Genomic DNA, 17,159 nt, shown 5'->3' on the forward strand with positions numbered 1-17,159 from the left:
TTTACCCTTTTAAACCCGGCAATCTGCTCTTAGCTATACGCCTTTAGTAAGCGTGCATTTAACGCCAACCAGGCCTGCTTTTGTGTTTGCCAAGCATCTTCTAGTTCATGATATTGCTTCATTAAAGCGGATTTTTCGCATTGTTGCAGCATCGAATTCTTTTTTGCTTCAAGCACCTGCTTCTGTACCTGACAAAAATGCTGCAGTTTTTTCAGCAATACTTCGTACTCGTTTTGCAATAGCGCCAGTTTATCATGAGCGACTTCCTTAGCGGCAAGTTCGACCTTGGTTTTAGTCAATAAGGTTTGCGCCTTGGCCTGCTCGATGCGTTCTATGGGTGTGCGTTTAAGTTTTTTCGCCAGCCCCACATAGGCGAAGGTGCGGATCATCCATTTGGTTGGATCGTAGTGCCACCAACGAATGCCATTGCGGTAGTCGCTGGCAAAAATGTGGTGGAAGTTATGATAACCCTCGCCATAGGTAAGCAGCGCCAGCAAGCCATTATCACGGGCGGTATTTTTTTGAGTATAAGGACGCGAACCCCAGATATGGGCCAGGGAGTTAATAAAGAAGGTAAAGTGCTGAGATAACACCAGACGCAGTAAGCCCGCCAGTAACAGCATGCCGATGATGTCGCCAAAAAGAACCCCGAGCAGCAGGGGCAGGCCGATATTCATCAAGATCACCAACTTCATATAATGCTTATGTTGCCACATGACCACCTTGTTGCGTTGCAGGTCGCGGGCGTTGTTGTAGTTGCTGTAGGCCTCACCCTGGTAATCGCGCAGCATCCAGCCAATATGGCTGTACCAAAAACCTCGGGTGGCGGCATAGGGGTCCTTCTCCGGATCGTCGACCTGACCATGGTGTACCCTGTGGTCACTGCTCCAGTGCAAGGCACTGTTTTGCAGAGCAAAGGCGCCGCCGAGGGCAAAGATAACTTCAATGACTGGGTGCACCTCATAGGCTTTATGAGCCCATAAACGGTGGTAGCCGGCGGTGATTGAAAGACCGGCAAAAAACATACAGGCAACAAAGGCCCACCAATGAGAAGCGCTGTAACCCTGGGTTATACCGTACCAGGGAACAAGGGTAATAGCGGCCAAAAAAGATAGGCTGAAAAACAGCACATTGAGCCATAAAAGAGGGGGTTTTTTCATTTATAAAAAATCTCAGCGTACAAGTGTACGCTAAAATAGAGGTTCAATCTCTTAGCGTCAAGTATTAGACTTGAGTTTTTATCAGCTTAGGTAGCAACCATGGCCGGAGTTCGTGCCCAGCAAAAAATGAAAACCCGTCAAGCATTAATTGCGGCGGCCTTTAACCAATTGAGTGCTGAGCATAGCTTTTCTAACCTCAGTTTGCGTGAGGTGGCCCGTGAAGCAGGTATTGCCCCGACGTCCTTCTATCGCCATTTTAAAGACATGAACGAACTGGGTCTGACCATGGTTGATGAAGCCGGTTTAACCCTGCGCCAGTTGATGCGCCAGGCGCGTCGTCGTATTGCCAGTGGTGGCAGTGTGATCTCCACCTCAGTGCTCACCTTTATGGAGTTTATCGACAACCAGCCCAACCAGTTTCGACTGCTGCTGCGGGAGCGCTCGGGTACCTCGAAAGCATTTCGTTCCGCCGTTGCTCGCGAGATTAAACACTTTATTTTGGAGCTGGCTCATTATCTTGAAGGCGAAACCCAGTGTGATAGCCATCATGCCTATATGCAGGCCGAGGCCATGGTGACAATCGTTTTTACCTCAGGAGCGGAAGCACTGGATTTAGAAGGTCAGGCCCGCGAGGAGCTGGTAGAGCGTTTGCAGTGGCAGCTTAGATATATTTCCTTCGGCGGGTATCATTACGCGCAAAAAAACAGCAAATAAACCCAGCCATTAAAATAAAATAATATACGCAGAGATCCCCAGGCGCAGAGTTAGCCTCTGTGCCTTTCCTTCTTATCTTGGTTTTTATATTCCACTTTTTGTTTTTTCTTGGAATTATTTTCCTTAAACCCAGCTTAAAATCCCTTTTTGTTGGATTTTTTATGCTTGCTTCTGCCCCTTGGTTAGTGTTAAAAAATAGCCAACTTACAAACGAACGAATACCCATGATGCACACTACTCAGTCAATTACTCGCTTACTCAACCTGCTGCTCCTAGAGCAAGACTGCGGGGCGTAGCGCGTTGGCTGTGTGTGACACAGACTTTGAATAAGACCCCGCACTGAGCGGGGTTTTTTATTTCTAACGGGTTAATTTTTGGCATTGGGCACTGAGGATGAGGACAGAATATGCAAGACAAGGTTTGGATCTTTGACACCACCTTACGCGATGGTGAGCAGGCGCTAAAGGCAAGTTTGACCGAAGATGACAAGCTGCAGCTCGCTCATGCTATCAGTCGCCTTAATGTTGATGTGATGGAGGTGGGCTTTCCTGTTTCCAGTCCCGCCGATTTTCGTGCCGTGCAGCGCATTGCCAGCGAAGTAAAGGGGCCGATTATCTGCGGTTTGGCACGAGCGGTAGCTAAAGACATTGAAGCTTGCGGCGAGGCTTTAAAAACGGCGCAGCAGGGGCGTATTCATACCTTTATCGCCACCAGTCCACTGCATTTAGAACATAAGTTACGAATGTCTTTGGATGATGCTACCGCTATGGCGGTGAAGGCCATTAAGCAAGCCCGTAACTACACCGATGATGTGGAATTTTCCTGTGAAGATGCCGGGCGCACGCCTCATGATCACCTATGCCGCATCGTCGAGCAGGCCATAGCCGCTGGCGCCAACACCATTAACCTGCCGGATACCGTGGGTTACGTCACCCCGGATGAGTATGCGGCGATGATCCATCATTTAATGAACCATGTGCCAAACATAGATAAGGCACGCTTAAGCGTGCACTGTCACAATGATTTGGGTTTGGCTGTGGCCAACTCCATTGCTGCGGTGCAAGCGGGGGCGCGCCAAATCGAATGTACTGTTAACGGCATAGGAGAGCGCGCCGGTAACTGCTCCTTGGAAGAGGTGGCGATGATCATGAAGATGCGTCAGGACCACCTTAAGGTGCATACGGATATTCGTAGCGAGGAGATTTACCGGGCGTCACGTCAGGTGGCGAAAATATGCAATATGCCGGTGCAGCCTAATAAAGCCATTGTTGGCGAAAACGCCTTTGCCCATAGCTCGGGTATTCACCAGGATGGCGTCCTAAAAGCGCAAAATACCTATGAAATCATGTCACCGGAAAGCGTCGGCGTGCCCAGCAACCAGTTAAATATGACCTCGCGCTCCGGTCGTCATGTGATAGAGCACCGCCTAAGCGAGCTTGGCTATCATAGCGATGACTATGATATGGACAGCTTGTATACCAGCTTCTTGGAGCTGGCCGACCAAAAAGGCACGGTTTATGACTACGACCTGGAAGCGATGATCTACTTTAATCAAATCCGCGATAAGGATGAGCATTACCAATTGCAGTATGTCAATGCCACTTCAAACTCCCAATCCGTGGCTACTGCGACTATCGGCCTTAGTGTGGCCGGCGAGCAGAAACAAGAAGCGGCTACGGGCAATGGCCCGGTCGAGGCCTCGTTTGCTGCCTTAGCGCGCTTAACCGGCATGGATGTGGATGTAATCGAATACAACCTGGACGCCACAGGTCAGGGCGCCAGCTCCTTGGGTCAGGTGGATATTATTGCTAAATATCAAGGGCGTACCTATCACGGCGCAGGCTTGGCGGCAGATATTGTCGAAGCCTCGGTGCATGCCATGGTGCGTGTGTACAACATTATTTATCGAGCCCAACAGGTGTCGAGCTTAAAGCAACAAAGGAAAGCAGGATGAGTCAACAAAGTTATAGTATCGCCGTATTAGCGGGTGACGGCATAGGTCCGGAAGTCATGGCGGCGGCCGAGCAGGTTTTGGCGGCCACCAGTGAGGTATTCGGGTTTTCCCTAACCCTGGCGCATCATGCGGTTGGCGGTTGTGCCATAGATGAATTTGGTGAAGCCTTGCCGGCGCACACGCTAACAGCCTGCGAGCGTGCCGACGCCATCTTATTTGGTGCCGTTGGCGGCCCTAAATGGGAAGGCCTGCCGCCGGAACAACAACCGGAACGAGCTTCCTTGTTGCCGCTGCGCAAACACTTTGGCTTGTTCTGTAACCTGCGCCCGGCACAACTATTACCGGCGTTAAGTCATTCCTCACCGCTGCGCCAGGATATCAGTGCCAACGGTTTCGATATTTTATGCGTGCGCGAGCTGACCGGCGGTATTTATTTTGGTGAAAAGGGTCGCAGTGGCACGGGTGCTCAGGAAGCGGCGTTTGATACCCAGACTTATTCCCGTGAAGAAATCGAGCGCATCGCCCGTTTTGCCTTTGATGCCGCGCGCCTGCGTCGAAATCATGTGACTTCGGTGGATAAGGCCAATGTGTTGGCAACCAGCGTGCTATGGCGTGAGGTGGTTAATGAGGTGAGTCGCGATTACCCGGATGTCACTTTAGACCACATCTATATAGATAACGCCGCCATGCAGTTGGTTAAACAGCCCAGCCAATTTGATGTGTTGCTGTGCGATAACCTGTTCGGCGATATCCTTTCCGACGAATGCGCGATGATCACCGGCTCCATGGGCTTGCTGCCTTCGGCAAGTCTGAATCAATCTGGCTTTGGTCTGTATGAACCTGCCGGCGGCTCGGCCCCGGACATTGCCGGTCAGGGTATTGCCAACCCCATAGCGCAGATTTTAAGTGCGGCGTTAATGCTGCGTTACTCCCTGGGCCAGGACGAAGCGGCGCGGCGCATTGAAAAAGCGGTGGCCGAAGCGGTGGCCGCCGGTGTCGGCACCCCGGATATCTTCCCGCACGCGGGCTATAGCACCAAAGATGTGGCCAAGGCCATTGTTGAGCGAATTTAACCGAGAATGAGGAACGAGCAAGTGGCCCAAACCCTATACGACAAAATTTGGCAGGCGCATTGTGTTGCCCATTTAAACGAACAAACCGATTTGCTTTATATCGACCGTCACCTGGTGCATGAGGTGACCTCGCCCCAGGCCTTTGCCGGTCTGCGCGAGAAAAACCGCCCTGTGCGTTGCCCGCAAAAAACCTTTGCCACCATGGATCATAACGTTTCTACCAAGAGCCGTTCATTGGCTGCCGCCAGCGAGGTGTCGCGTAATCAGTTGCAGGCCCTGGCGCAAAACTGCAAAGACTTCGGCATCGTCTTGTACGATCTTGATTCCATTAACCAAGGCATAGTCCATGTCATGGGGCCGGAGCAGGGCATCACCTTGCCCGGCACCACCATAGTCTGTGGCGACAGCCATACCTCAACCCATGGTGCCTTTGGTGCCTTGGCGCACGGCATAGGAACTTCCGAGGTCGAGCATGTGCTGGCGACTCAAACTTTGCAGCAGAAAAAAGCCAAGTCGCTGAAGATTCAAGTTGATGGCATTTTACGCCCGACGGTGACGGCAAAAGACTTAATCTTGGCAGTGATAGGTCAATTAGGCACCGCCGGTGGTACAGGCTATGTCGCCGAATTCTGCGGCACCGGCATTGAAGCACTATCGATGGAAGCGCGCATGACGCTGTGCAATATGAGTATAGAAATGGGCGCCAAGGCCGGCTTAATCGCCCCGGATGAAAAAACCTATGCCTACCTTGAGGGTCGTCCTTTTGCACCGCGCGGTGAAGACTTTGCCGCCGCCATTGCCTACTGGCAGACCTTGCGCAGTGACGCCGATGCGGTATTTGATAAGGTTATCGAAATTGATGCTGCCCAGATACAGCCGCAAATCACCTGGGGCACCAGCCCGGAGCAGGTCATAGGTGTGAATGAGCCTATTCCCGATCCGCAGCAAGAGACGGATTTAATCAAGGCCGATGCCATCCGCAGCGCCTTGAAATACATGGATCTTAAGCCGGGTCAAAAGTTGAGCGAGGTCAGTGTTGATACCGTCTTTATAGGCTCCTGTACCAATAGCCGCATTGAAGATTTGCGCGCTGCCGCCGAAATTGTTGCCGGTAAGCAGGTAGCTCCTGGTATTGAAGCCTTGATTGTACCCGGCTCAGGATTAGTGAAAAAACAAGCGGAAGACGAAGGCCTAGCGGAATCTTTAAGGCCGCTGGCTTTGAGTGGCGAGAGCCGGGTTGCTCCATGTGTCTAGCCATGAATGATGATCGTTTAGCGCCGGGTAAGCGCTGCGCCTCCACCTCTAACCGTAATTTTGAAGGCCGTCAGGGGCGCGGTGGTCGCACTCATTTGGTCAGCCCAGCTATGGCCGCTGCTGCCGCCATTGCCGGCCACTTCGTCGATATTCAAGGAGCCAACTAATGAGCTATTTTCACACTGGGTTAGTCGCCCCTTTGGACAAGAATAATGTCGATACAGATCAGATAATTCCAAAACAGTTTCTAACCTCCACCAGTCGCGATGGCTTTGATAAGGCCTTGTTTTACGACTGGCGTTACCTGGAAAGTGGAGAGCCGGATCCAAGCTTTGTGCTTAATTACCCGCAATATCAGGGCGCCAGCGTGCTGCTTAGTCGCGATAACTTTGGCTGTGGCTCATCCCGTGAGCACGCACCCTGGGCGTTAAAGCAATATGGCTTCAGTGTGATTATTGCCGAAAGCTTTGCCGATATCTTCTTTAATAATTGCGCCAATAACCAGATGCTGGCCATTACCTTGCCCAGCGAGCAGCTTGATACCTTATTTGCCCTGGCGCAGGGCGACACGCCCTTGCATATAGATGTTGATTTGCAAAACCAGCAATTGCTGAGCGCGGCCTTTGCGCCCATTGCCTTTGAGGTGCGCGCCGATATTAAGGAGCGTCTGCTGAGCGGCCTGGACTTTATCGGGGTCACCGAGCAGTTTAATCCGCAAATTGAAGCCTTTGAGCAGCAGTTGCAGGTCGAGCGTCCTTGGCAATAATCTCAAAAACTCGTAATACCTATAATTAAAGCGCTACTATGGCGCTTTATTTTTGTAATGGATGAACATCATGAAATTAGCTTTTGCCATTAGTGCGACAGTATTAAGTCTGAGCACGGTTGCCGCTGCACGCCCTGCGCCTTTAGTGTCTATTCCCAGCCACGATGCTTTCTTTAACAATCTCAAAGCGCATTGTGGTAAGGCCTACCAAGGTGAAGTGAGTGTTGATAACGCCGGTCCAAGCAGCTTTAGCGAGGCTAAGCTGGTGATGCATGTGCGCCGTTGTAGCGACAGCGAATTGCAAATTCCTTTTCATGTGGGCGAGGATGCGTCACGGACCTGGATTATCACTAAAACCGGTAGTGGTTTAAGTCTGAAGCATGATCACCGCCATGAAGACGGCACCGACGATGCCTCAACCATGTATGGCGGTCATACCCAGGATGCCGGCTATGCCAATGTGCAGTCTTTCCCTGCGGATCAGTATTCCAAAGAGTTGTTTGTTGCTCAGGGTATTCCCCAGTCAATCGGCAATACCTGGCAAATGTATATCTACCCTGAAAAGTTCACTTATCGCTTAGTGCGCGAAGGACGTGAGTTCCGCGTTGACTTTGACCTGACCAAGCCCATTGCAGCGCCAGCCGCGCCTTGGGGTTATACGGACTAATCGCAGCTGACTTCGGTCAATAGATTGGGTTCATAGGCGCGTGGGGTAGTGGGGAAGCGATCATATTCCTGCACCCCTTCAAATACTTGTATGTTAAATGCTGCGCTGCGGCACAACTTGCGTGCGTGACGCAACAGAAACACACTCTGGCGTTGAAAGTGCTCGTAATCATCGGCCACTACTTCCAGGCGATAGCGCTTATCGGCCAGCTTGGTTTGGTAGTAATGTACCTTTTCGTCGAAGTCATAAAGCTTCTCGCGTTTGCCCTCGGGCGTTTGCGCGTAGCTACTGGCTGCCAGCAATATCATCATGCTTGCCAGCAAAGGTGTATGTAGAGTCATAATCGCCCCTGTTGTCTCAGTACTGCGTATCCATTACAGTGAGTGTAACACTTAGCGAGGGCCCTGCCATGTTAGAGCATATTAAGCAGTTTTTTACGTCCCTGGCGGCAACACCCGAGCAGCCGCGATTACCGGATTTTAAAATCTCGGTGGCCGCCCTATTGGTTGAGGTGATGCGCGCCGACAGCGAGCTACAGGCGCAAGAGCAAGCAAGTTTGCAGGCTTTATTGCAAAAGTACTTTGCCCTAGATATGGAGCAGGTGGATACCCTGATCAAGGCCGCCACCCGGGACTTGGACGACGCCATAGATTACTTCCGCTTTTCTAAACAGATCAATGACAACACCAGTGCCGAGCAGAGGGTGGAAATAGTGCAACTGCTGTGGCAACTGGCCTATGCGGATGGCGAGCTGGATAAACACGAGGAGCACGTGGTGCGTCGCGTTGCCGACTTGCTCTATGTTACCCACAACGACTTTATTAAAGCCAAATTAGCGGCCCAGTCGGCTGGCCAGTCGGCAAGTTAAAGGAGCCGACATGGCTTATGAAGGACTGGGGGAGGTCAACCCTGAGCTTAATCGTCAGCTGCAAGCGCAGATAGAGGCGACAGCGGATAAGTCCTACCTAGACATGGTGCCGGGGCAACGCCTGCTTAGCCAGGGAGAGATGCAGGAATATGCTTACTTTATTGTTTCCGGCGTGCTGGTGGCGACCCATCTGGATGAAGCGGGCTGCGAACATTATAAAGAGTTCTATTTTGCTGGGGAGTTGGTGTTCTTATACAGCGCTTGGATCAATCAAGGTGCTGCCCAATACAATATTGAGGTGCTTAAACCGAGCCTGGTATTGCGCGTGCCTATTGATGCCCTCTCTCGGCCTGAATGGCAAGCCCTGGTGCTGGCACTGTTAAAACAGCAGGTGTTGTATAAGGAAGCCAAAGAAGCGTTTCTCTTGCTGCAAACACCGCAGCAGCGCTATCAATATCTCTATCAACATCGCCGCCACTGGTTGGCACAGCTGAGTTTACATCAGGTCGCTAAGTACCTGGGGATCAGCGCGGTCAGCCTGTCACGTATTCGTGCTCGATTAGGGATCAATTAACAAAGGTTAAGGCGCTTTTGCCGTCGTCCGTTCATTATTGGCGTGCGGAGGAAGCATGACCTATTATCTTATTTCCCAAGTGCTTGCGGCCATTGCCGTGGCGCTTGATTTAATGTCGTTTCAATTCTATCGCCGTCATTATGTGCTGGCCTGCTTGGTCGCCTCGACGGCATTGACGTCCATTCATTATGTGTTGTTGCAACAGCCGGCAGGGGCGGCCTTAATGGCGCTGGCCTCGGTACGGTATGCCATCAGCATTCGCTATCAGCGCCGGCAATTGATGCGCTTTTTTATCCTTTGCGCCTTAGTGCTTGGCGTCTTGGTAATGGATTCCTGGTGGTCGTTATTGGCGGTGGCCGGCAGTTGTTTGCAAACCTATGCGGCTTTTCAGGGGGAGCAGGTGCGTATGCGTGTCAGCATGTTGTTCGGCACCTGCTTTTGGTTGGCCTTTGCAGTGATTGCTGGCTCGCCGGTCGCCATGGTGATGGAGGCCCTGTTCCTTACCAGCAATCTTATTGGCCTGTATCGCTTTCGCCGTAGCTTAACCCTTTAGTTTCTCGGTGACATAGACCAGTTGCGCCGTTAGTGCATTGATTTTCTCGCTGGTGGCGGCGTCATTGATCTGACCTTGTTCATCAACTAGGGTATGTACGCCACCTATGGCAAGCTGATCCCCTAGTACCAGGGCGCCGATGCCGCTGAGAATATCGCGAACATGGTTAAGGCCACGCAGACCACCCAGACCACCGGGTGAGGCGGCAAATAAGGCTACCACCTTATTGCGAAATGCCGGCATGGCGCCTGGCTCGGTGCGTGATGCCCAGTCGATGGCATTTTTTAACACCGCGGTGATAGAGCCGTTGTACTCCGGGTTGGCCAACAAGATGGCATCTGCCGAGCGCAGCTTGTCTTTGAGGATATTGACGCTTGCGGGTGTGCCTTGGGCTTCAATGTCTTCATTAAACATAGGTAGGTCAAGTTCGGCCAGGGATAGAACTTCAACTTCCGCGCCTTGCTGCCTTGCCAGCTCGGCGGCATGGGCGATAACTGCGTGGTTAAAACTGTTGCTACGTAGGCTGCCCGCCAGGGCGATGATTTTTGCGTTAGTCATATTGGTGATCCTTATGCAGTGGCAATGGTTGCTGTGTGCTTGGAGGTTACTTTAAAAGAAAATCGCCTTGCAAAAAAGCGTAAAAAACGCAAAGCTTATGTGCATATAAACACATAAGGACGAAGCCATGGCGAGTGAGTTTAGCGATTGGCAGGATATTAAGGTGGCCTTTGAGGTTGCCCGCCGCGGCACCCTGACTTCGGCAGCTCAGGCGCTAGGTGTGCATCACAGCACTGTGTTAAGGCGCATTAACCATCTCGAGCAAAGCTTGAATACCCGTTTGTTTCATCGTCATGCCCGAGGCTATACGGTGACAGAAACCGGCGCCCAGCTGTTTGCCAGTGCCGAGCAGATTAACGAGCAGCTTGAATCTCTGCACAGCAGCATCATGGCCGCCGACACCACATTAAGCGGTTCATTGTTGTTGACCACGGTCAGTGGTTTTATCGATCTTCTGGCGCCCGTGTGCGAGATTTTTCAACAGCGTCATCCGCAAGTGCAGTTAGAGATACTCTTAGATCAAAAGCGCTTACGTCTCGATCATGGTCAGGCGCATATAGCCGTGCGCGCAGGTCCGCGTCCCGACGAAGGTGACTATATTGCTCAGCACCTGTGTATCCGAGATTCAGGGCTTTTTGCCCACGAGCGTTACTTGGCACGCATGGGGGAGCCCAAGTCGTTAAGTGAGTTGCAGCAGCATCACTTTATTTCCGGGGTAGCCGGTTTTAATAGCCGGGTTCCTTACTTTGCTTGGGTTGATGAGCATATTAACGCGTCGCAAATCACCCTGCGGGTGTCGGAAACATCCGACGCCAACCGCGCCGTGGTCAATGGTCTGGGGATTGGCGGCATGCAAAAAGAGGTGGCTCGCCTATACCCTCAGCTGCGCCCCGTGTTGCCCAAGGAACTTAATTGGCAGCACGATATCTGGTTGGTAACGCACCACCAAATGCACCGCAGTGCCAAGGTTCAAGCCTTTGCGCAATTGCTCAAGCAGCACTTTCGCTCCTAACGCAAGGCTAGGGCAGGCATATAAAGGGCGCCCATTTATAAACAGTTCAACTATGTTTAAAAAGGCGTTTATTCACTATTGTTATTGCCAAGGGTTGGAGAACTCCGGTGTACGCCCTTGTTATTAATGGTCAATATGACACAATGGCGCAGATTTAAACTTAACCGGCCTGTGGCGTAAACGGGAGCAAAACACTAGATGGCAGACATTCAATTTCTTAACGTTGATCTTGAACTGGAATCGCAACAGGACATTAGTGCCCTGGTTGCCGACTTGGATAAGCGCGCCGTGGTGCTGCATTATGACAAGGATGATACCCGCCAGTTGGCTCGTTTTGAGGCCAACAGCGATGCCATCAGCCCGGATAAGGCCATTAATGAATTGTGTGAACTGATCGAGTCTTGTTCTAAGGCCGCGTTAAAACAATGGCTGACCTGCTCGCGCCGTACCTTCGACTTGGGCTTTAGCTCAGGGCATTCACCAAAATGCTTTAATGAAGCGATCAGCGCCGATACCTTACTGCGTATCTCCGCCATCGGCGCCGGTATAGAAGTCACCATCTACGCCGTAGAAGACTAACAGAGCGCCAAAAGGCGCTTTTTTGTTGCTCTGTATGCACTCCCACATTTAATCAGCTTCCCATTATTGGGGGCTCCCCATCCATCTAACACATTCATTTAAACTGTTTTTGTTGGAAAAAAACGAAATTAATAACCAATTGGAATAACAAAGCAGATTCTATTCTTTTTTCCTGCCTTCGCACCTAGGTATGCTTCAGGCTCACCATAGCCTGGTATTGACCTTTTTTGTTGCCGGGCAAACACACATTTTACACTGCATGGCACAAGGGCGATGTAGTTTTGGGTTAGAGGAAAAAAGATGTTGTTAAACCAGCTGAACGCGGCGGCAAGTCCGCTTACACCGGAGCAGGTGCAAAAACTTCAAGGTTTGGTGGCCGAATTAAATCCAATTCAGCAGGCCTGGGTAAGTGGTTATCTGGCTGGCAATGCAAACAGTGCCGCTTTAGCTGGTGGCGTGGCGACCAATGCCGGCGAAGCCGCAACTCTGACCATCCTATACGGCTCGCAAACCGGTAATGCCAAGGGTGTGGCTACGCAATTGCAAGCGCAGGCACAAGCACGCGGCCTGGCAGTAAACCTAGTGAGCATGGCCGATTATAAGCCGACGGCACTGAAGAAAGAGCAGTTTATCAGCATAGTGGTATCTACCTATGGTGAGGGTGAGCCGCCTGAAGATGCCGAAGCCCTGTATGAGTTTTTAGCCACGAAAAAAGCACCAAAATTAGAAGGTGTAAAAATTGCCGTGTTGGGTTTGGGTGACTCCAGCTATGAGTTCTTCTGCCAAACTGCAAAAGATTTTGAAGAGCGTTTAGTTAAGCTCGGAGCCGAAGTGATCCTGCAACGTGTCGACCTGGACGTGGATTATGAAGATCACAGTGACGCTTGGATCAGTGGTGCCCTGGATGCTTTCGAGCCCGACCTTAAAGCCCAACAAACGAATAACAATGTAGTAAGCATGCCGATGACCGCGGGTGCGGCGAGCCAGTACAACAAGCAAAATCCATTTACCGCCGAATTGCTGACGGTACAGAAGATCACAGGTCGCGACTCAACAAAAGATGTGCGCCATATCGAGATCTCTTTAGAGGGTTCTGATATCCAGTATCAACCTGGAGATTCATTGGGCGTGTATTTCCTTAACGATGAAACCAAGGTCGATAAGGTTTTAGCGACTTTAGAGCTAGATGGCGAGACTCAGGTAACCTTGGGCGATGAAGCTTTAAGTTTACGTGATGCATTAATCGAGCGCCTAGAGCTAACGCAGTCTTACCCTGGCTTCGTGGAAAAATACGCGGCTGTGACCGAGAACGCCGAATTATTGGCACTGGTTGCAGATAAGGCGGCGATGCGCGAGTACATAGAAGCGCGTCAAACCTATGATGTTATTTTCCAAAACCCAGCCAAGGTGAGCGCTCAAGAGCTAGTAGACAGCCTGCGCAAAGTGCAGCCGCGTCTTTACTCTATCGCCTCAAGCCAGGCGGAAGTGGAAGACGAAGTGCACCTTACTCTTGCCGTGGTTGAGTTCGACGGTTTTGGCGAGCAGCACCTGGGTGGTTGCTCTGGTTATCTGGGTCGATTTGCCGAAGAAGGCGCGACCATTAAGGTATTTACCGAGCACAATGATAATTTCCGTTTGCCTGCTGACGATAATACGCCAGTGATCATGATAGGTCCGGGGACGGGTATTGCACCTTTCCGCGCCTTCTTACAAGAGCGTGAAGCCCGTGATGCGCAAGGTAATAACTGGCTGTTTTTCGGCAACCCGCACTTTACTCAGGATTTCTTGTATCAAACTGAAATTCAAGGCTACTTGAAGTCGGGCCTGCTGACTAAGGTTGATGTGGCTTGGAGCCGCGATCAGGCGCAGAAAGTATATGTACAAGACCGTATCCGTGAACAGGGCGAGCAGCTGTTTGCCTGGTTAGAGCAGGGCGCTCATGTGTATATCTGTGGTGACGCTTCACGCATGGCCAAAGACGTGCACCAGGCCTTAGTTGATGTGATCAAAGCCCAGGGTGGCAAAGATGATGACAGCGCCGAGCAATATTTGAAAGAGCTACGCAGCGCTAACCGTTACCAAAAAGATGTTTATTAAGCGCCCGTCAGCGCCCCGAATGTAGGAATTGAAATGAGCGATTACAAGCCAAATAGCAAGCATGATCCACAGGCCAAACTTGCTGACAACGAGCGTTTAAAAACCGAAAGTAACTTTTTACGCGGCACCATAGAAGCGGATCTTAAGGATCAGATCACCGGTGGCTTTACCGCCGATAACTTCCAGCTGATCCGTTTCCACGGCATGTACCAGCAGGACGACCGCGATATTCGTCCCGAGCGAGCGAAACAAAAGCTTGAGCCTTTGCACAACGTGATGCTGCGTGCCCGTATGCCCGGCGGCATCATCAAGCCGGAGCAATGGTTAGCCATCGACAAATTTGCCGAAGAAAAGACCATGTACGGTTCGATTCGACTGACGACCCGTCAAACATTCCAGTTTCACGGTGTTTTAAAGCCGAATATTAAAGACATGCACCAGATGCTTAACAGCGTTGGCATTGACTCGATAGCTACCGCCGGTGATGTAAACCGTAACGTACTGTGCACCACTAACCCGGTGGAGTCGGAACTACATCAGGAAGCCTATGAGTGGGCGGCGAAGATCTCTGAGCATTTGCTACCAAAAACCCGAGCCTATGCAGAGATCTGGTTAAATGGTGAAAAGTCGGAAACCACCGAAGAGCCAATCTTAGGTTCAACCTATTTGCCACGTAAGTTCAAAACGACCGTGACCATTCCACCGAACAACGAAGTGGATGTGCATGCCAACGACTTGAACTTTGTGGCCATTGCTGAAAACGGCAAGTTGGTTGGTTTTAACGTCTTGGTTGGTGGTGGCCTGGCCATGACTCATGGTGATGTAAATACTTACCCGCGTAAGGCGGATGACTTTGGTTATGTGCCGCTTGAGCACACCCTGGCCATCGCCGAGCACGTTGTATCTGTGCAGCGTGATTGGGGTAACCGAGTGAACCGTAAAAATGCCAAGACTAAATACACCCTAGATACCTTTGGCAGCGATGCCTTTAAGGCAGAAGTTGAAAAACGTGCCGGTGTGAAGTTTGAAGAAAGTCGTCCTTATGAATTCACTCACCGTGGCGATCGCTTCGGTTGGGTTGAAGGTATAGATGGTAAACATCACCTCACCGTGTTTATCCAAAACGGCCGTATTTTAGATTTCCCTGATAAGGCCTTAAAAACTGGTTGTCGCAAAATTGCCGAGATCCACCAAGGTGATTTCCGCATGACGGCTAACCAGAACCTGATCATTGCCGGTGTTCCTGCGGAGCAAAAGGCGGTGATTGAACAGCTTGCTCGTGAACATGGCCTTATCGACGATACCCATACCGAGCAGCGTAAGGCGTCAATGGCCTGTGTGGCCTTGCCTACCTGTCCATTGGCCATGGCGGAAGCGGAGCGTTACTTGCCGGATCTGATTGAAAAGACGGAAGCGCTCTTGGCTAAGCATGGTGTTGCTGACGATCACATTATCTTACGTGTGGTTGGCTGCCCTAATGGTTGTGGTCGTGCCATGCTGGCCGAAGCTGGCCTGGTAGGTAAAGGTCCGGGTAAATACAACCTTTACTTAGGCGGCAACCGCGAAGGTACACGTATACCTAAACTCTATTTGGAGAATGTGGGTGAAGATGTGTACCTCAATGCCCTTGATGAACTGATTGGTCGCTGGGCCAGTGAGCGCAATGATGCGGAAGGTTTCGGTGATTTTGTGATCCGCCAAGGGATCGTGGCCGAGGTCAAGGTATCAAAAACAGACTTTTACGCTTAAGCGTACTGTGAGGACGAGATAATGAGCGCATTTAGTCAGATATTAACGCTTGATAAAGCCGAGCAGCAGGCTCTGTTGGTGGATATCAATACCATCTTAGCCGATAAAACCCCCGAGCAAAGGGTGCAATGGGCGATGGAAAATTTGCCGGGTACGCATATTTTGTCCTCCAGCTTTGGCATACAAGCTGCGGTGATGTTGCATTTGGTGACCAATGTAAAGCAGGACGTTCCCGTGGTCCTGACCGACACCGGTTATCTGTTCCCTGAAACTTATCAATTTATTGACCAGTTAACGCAGCGCTTACAGCTGAACTTAAAGGTCTATAAATCACAGCTAAGCCCAGCCTGGCAAGAAGCCAAATACGGCAAGTTATGGGAGCAGGGTGAAGGGGGTATTAAGCTCTATAACCAGCTTAATAAGGTAGAGCCTATGACTCAGGCTCTGCAGGAACTTGAAGCGGGAACCTGGTTCAGTGGTCTGCGACGTCAGCAATCAAGTACCCGTCAAGACAAGAACATTGTCGAAATCAGTCGGGGAACCGTTAAGGTGTATCCCATCATTGAATGGGATAACCGCGACGTCTACCAATATCTGAGCAAGCATGACTTGCCTTATCATCCACTGTGGGAGCAGGGTTACGTGTCTATGGGGGATGTTCACACCACGCGCAAGCTTGAGCCGGGGATGACAGAGGAAGAAACGCGCTTCTTCGGTTTAAGCCGAGAGTGTGGTTTGCATATAGATGGTGATGGTATCTAACTGACCTGAGTACAGGTAAGTAATAAAAAAGAGGGCTTAGCCCTCTTTTTTATTCGTCGTTATCTTGTTTTTGCTTCGCTTCTCTGACCTTAAGCGTTCTTTCCTGATATTCCTTATCATTAAGCTGGTTGATCATTAGGTCGGCGTCTTTTAATGCAACCTCGACAAAACCAAAGCCACGGCGTTTGCCCGTATGCTTATCTTTTAATAAGCGCACACTAAACACCATGCCGTGTTGTTCAAATAGTTCTTTAACCATATGTTCATTGGCACGGTAGGGAAGATTACCTACATAAAGCGTTTTTGTATCCGTTGCGGCTTCCTCTGCAGCCGCGGTGTTGCTTTTGCCGTTAAGCACCAACAACAGGAGCCCTGTGAGCGCCGCACCCAAAGCAAATGCCAATGGTGCAGATAAAGAGGATGTAGATAAAACGAAAGCGAGAAGAACGTAGCCTAAAACTGCGCTACAAACGGTGATTATAATTGTTTTTAGATTAGCTGATGTCATTGTGATCTACCAATATACATGGAGTAAACATTAATTTAACAAAACGAAAAGCCTTATCTTAACCAGATTAGTTCACATAGCAACATTTAAAGGAAGGATCTTCATTTATATTCCACAAAATTGACTAATATCTGGTCGTTTAAGTAGTAAAACAGCCCTCTTTGCTTACATTTTGAGCGAACGGAAAAGATCTTTAAAAAAAGTGTTGATCTGAATTTCGATCTCCCTATAATGCGCATCCACCGACACGGAGCACAACGCTGAAAAGCAACGAGCAAAGTGGTCGGGAAAGTTAGACGGAAAAGTTACTT

At 50.5% G+C, this 17,159-nt stretch carries 17 protein-coding genes and 1 pseudogene; 14 read left to right on the forward strand and 4 right to left on the reverse strand.

The features are described 5' to 3' along the window. Positions 1–29: 29 nt before the first annotated feature. Entirely contained in the window at positions 30–1,160 is a 1,131-nt protein-coding gene (locus C2M35_RS13775; protein WP_105200408.1) for an acyl-CoA desaturase, read from the reverse strand. A 99-nt stretch (positions 1,161–1,259) separates the two neighbouring features. Between C2M35_RS13775 and fabR the strand changes: the two genes are divergently transcribed. From fabR to C2M35_RS13805, 6 genes and pseudogenes are all read left to right on the forward strand, one after another. Next, entirely contained in the window at positions 1,260–1,874 is a 615-nt protein-coding gene (fabR, locus tag C2M35_RS13780) for an HTH-type transcriptional repressor FabR (protein WP_105200407.1), read from the forward strand. 406 nt (positions 1,875–2,280) lie between these two features. Further along, positions 2,281–3,828, forward strand: a complete 1,548-nt coding sequence (leuA, locus tag C2M35_RS13785; protein ID WP_105200406.1) for a 2-isopropylmalate synthase — start codon at positions 2,281–2,283, stop codon at positions 3,826–3,828. Continuing rightward, entirely contained in the window at positions 3,825–4,901 is a 1,077-nt protein-coding gene (gene leuB, locus C2M35_RS13790; RefSeq protein WP_105200405.1) for a 3-isopropylmalate dehydrogenase, read from the forward strand. The genes leuA and leuB overlap by 4 nt, the downstream gene beginning before the upstream one ends. Positions 4,902–4,922: 21 nt before the next feature. Further along, positions 4,923–6,322, forward strand: a pseudogene (leuC, locus tag C2M35_RS13795) (3-isopropylmalate dehydratase large subunit). Beyond that, on the forward strand, positions 6,322–6,921 hold the full coding sequence (gene leuD / locus C2M35_RS13800) for a 3-isopropylmalate dehydratase small subunit (RefSeq protein ID WP_105265582.1): 600 nt from the start codon (positions 6,322–6,324) through the stop codon (positions 6,919–6,921). The pseudogene leuC and the gene leuD overlap by 1 nt, the downstream one beginning before the upstream one ends. Positions 6,922–6,991: 70 nt before the next feature. After that, positions 6,992–7,588, forward strand: coding sequence for a hypothetical protein (locus C2M35_RS13805; RefSeq protein ID WP_105265583.1), 597 nt, complete (start codon positions 6,992–6,994; stop codon positions 7,586–7,588). Here C2M35_RS13805 and C2M35_RS13810 read toward each other — a convergent pair. Continuing rightward, on the reverse strand, positions 7,585–7,929 hold the full coding sequence (locus C2M35_RS13810) for a hypothetical protein (RefSeq protein WP_442792761.1): 345 nt from the start codon (positions 7,927–7,929) through the stop codon (positions 7,585–7,587). The two genes, C2M35_RS13805 and C2M35_RS13810, sit on opposite strands and share 4 nt — an antisense overlap. 68 nt (positions 7,930–7,997) lie before the next feature. Here C2M35_RS13810 and C2M35_RS13815 point away from each other — a divergent pair, with 68 nt between their 5' ends. From C2M35_RS13815 to C2M35_RS13825, 3 genes are read left to right on the forward strand one after another with little or no spacing between them, the layout of a single operon-like run. Continuing rightward, positions 7,998–8,456: a tellurite resistance TerB family protein gene (locus C2M35_RS13815; RefSeq protein WP_105265585.1), complete on the forward strand. Its 459-nt coding sequence runs from the start codon at positions 7,998–8,000 to the stop codon at positions 8,454–8,456. Between the two features lie 10 nt (positions 8,457–8,466). Continuing rightward, on the forward strand, positions 8,467–9,030 hold the full coding sequence (locus C2M35_RS13820; protein WP_105265586.1) for a Crp/Fnr family transcriptional regulator: 564 nt from the start codon (positions 8,467–8,469) through the stop codon (positions 9,028–9,030). 55 nt (positions 9,031–9,085) lie between these two features. Further along, positions 9,086–9,583 carry a YgjV family protein gene (locus C2M35_RS13825; RefSeq protein WP_105265587.1) on the forward strand — a complete coding sequence of 166 codons (498 nt, stop codon included), beginning with the start codon at positions 9,086–9,088 and terminating at the stop codon, positions 9,581–9,583. Here C2M35_RS13825 and C2M35_RS13830 read toward each other — a convergent pair. Further along, positions 9,572–10,141, reverse strand: a complete 570-nt coding sequence (locus tag C2M35_RS13830; RefSeq protein ID WP_105200397.1) for an NADPH-dependent FMN reductase — start codon at positions 10,139–10,141, stop codon at positions 9,572–9,574. The two genes, C2M35_RS13825 and C2M35_RS13830, sit on opposite strands and share 12 nt — an antisense overlap. Before the next feature lie 127 nt (positions 10,142–10,268). Here C2M35_RS13830 and C2M35_RS13835 point away from each other — a divergent pair, with 127 nt between their 5' ends. The 5 genes from C2M35_RS13835 (at position 10,269) to C2M35_RS13855 (ending at position 16,340) form a co-directional block, all read left to right on the forward strand. Beyond that, positions 10,269–11,153, forward strand: coding sequence for a LysR family transcriptional regulator (locus tag C2M35_RS13835; protein WP_105200396.1), 885 nt, complete (start codon positions 10,269–10,271; stop codon positions 11,151–11,153). Positions 11,154–11,351: 198 nt separating this feature from the next. After that, positions 11,352–11,732 carry a hypothetical protein gene (locus C2M35_RS13840; RefSeq protein ID WP_105200395.1) on the forward strand — a complete coding sequence of 127 codons (381 nt, stop codon included), beginning with the start codon at positions 11,352–11,354 and terminating at the stop codon, positions 11,730–11,732. A 300-nt stretch (positions 11,733–12,032) separates the two neighbouring features. Then, positions 12,033–13,829 (forward strand): assimilatory sulfite reductase (NADPH) flavoprotein subunit, encoded by a 1,797-nt coding sequence (locus C2M35_RS13845; protein WP_105265588.1) that lies wholly within the window; start codon positions 12,033–12,035, stop codon positions 13,827–13,829. A gap of 33 nt (positions 13,830–13,862) precedes the next feature. Continuing rightward, on the forward strand, positions 13,863–15,578 hold the full coding sequence (cysI, locus tag C2M35_RS13850; protein WP_105213153.1) for an assimilatory sulfite reductase (NADPH) hemoprotein subunit: 1,716 nt from the start codon (positions 13,863–13,865) through the stop codon (positions 15,576–15,578). Positions 15,579–15,599: 21 nt separating this feature from the next. Continuing rightward, entirely contained in the window at positions 15,600–16,340 is a 741-nt protein-coding gene (locus tag C2M35_RS13855; protein ID WP_105200392.1) for a phosphoadenylyl-sulfate reductase, read from the forward strand. A 49-nt stretch (positions 16,341–16,389) separates the two neighbouring features. Here the strand turns inward: C2M35_RS13855 and C2M35_RS13860 are convergent, their stop codons facing one another. After that, on the reverse strand, positions 16,390–16,848 hold the full coding sequence (locus C2M35_RS13860; RefSeq protein WP_105265589.1) for an RNA recognition motif domain-containing protein: 459 nt from the start codon (positions 16,846–16,848) through the stop codon (positions 16,390–16,392). Positions 16,849–17,159 lie beyond the last annotated feature (311 nt).

This window comes from Pseudoalteromonas sp. T1lg76 (assembly GCF_002964725.1).
Taxonomy (GTDB): Bacteria; Pseudomonadota; Gammaproteobacteria; order Enterobacterales; family Alteromonadaceae; genus Pseudoalteromonas.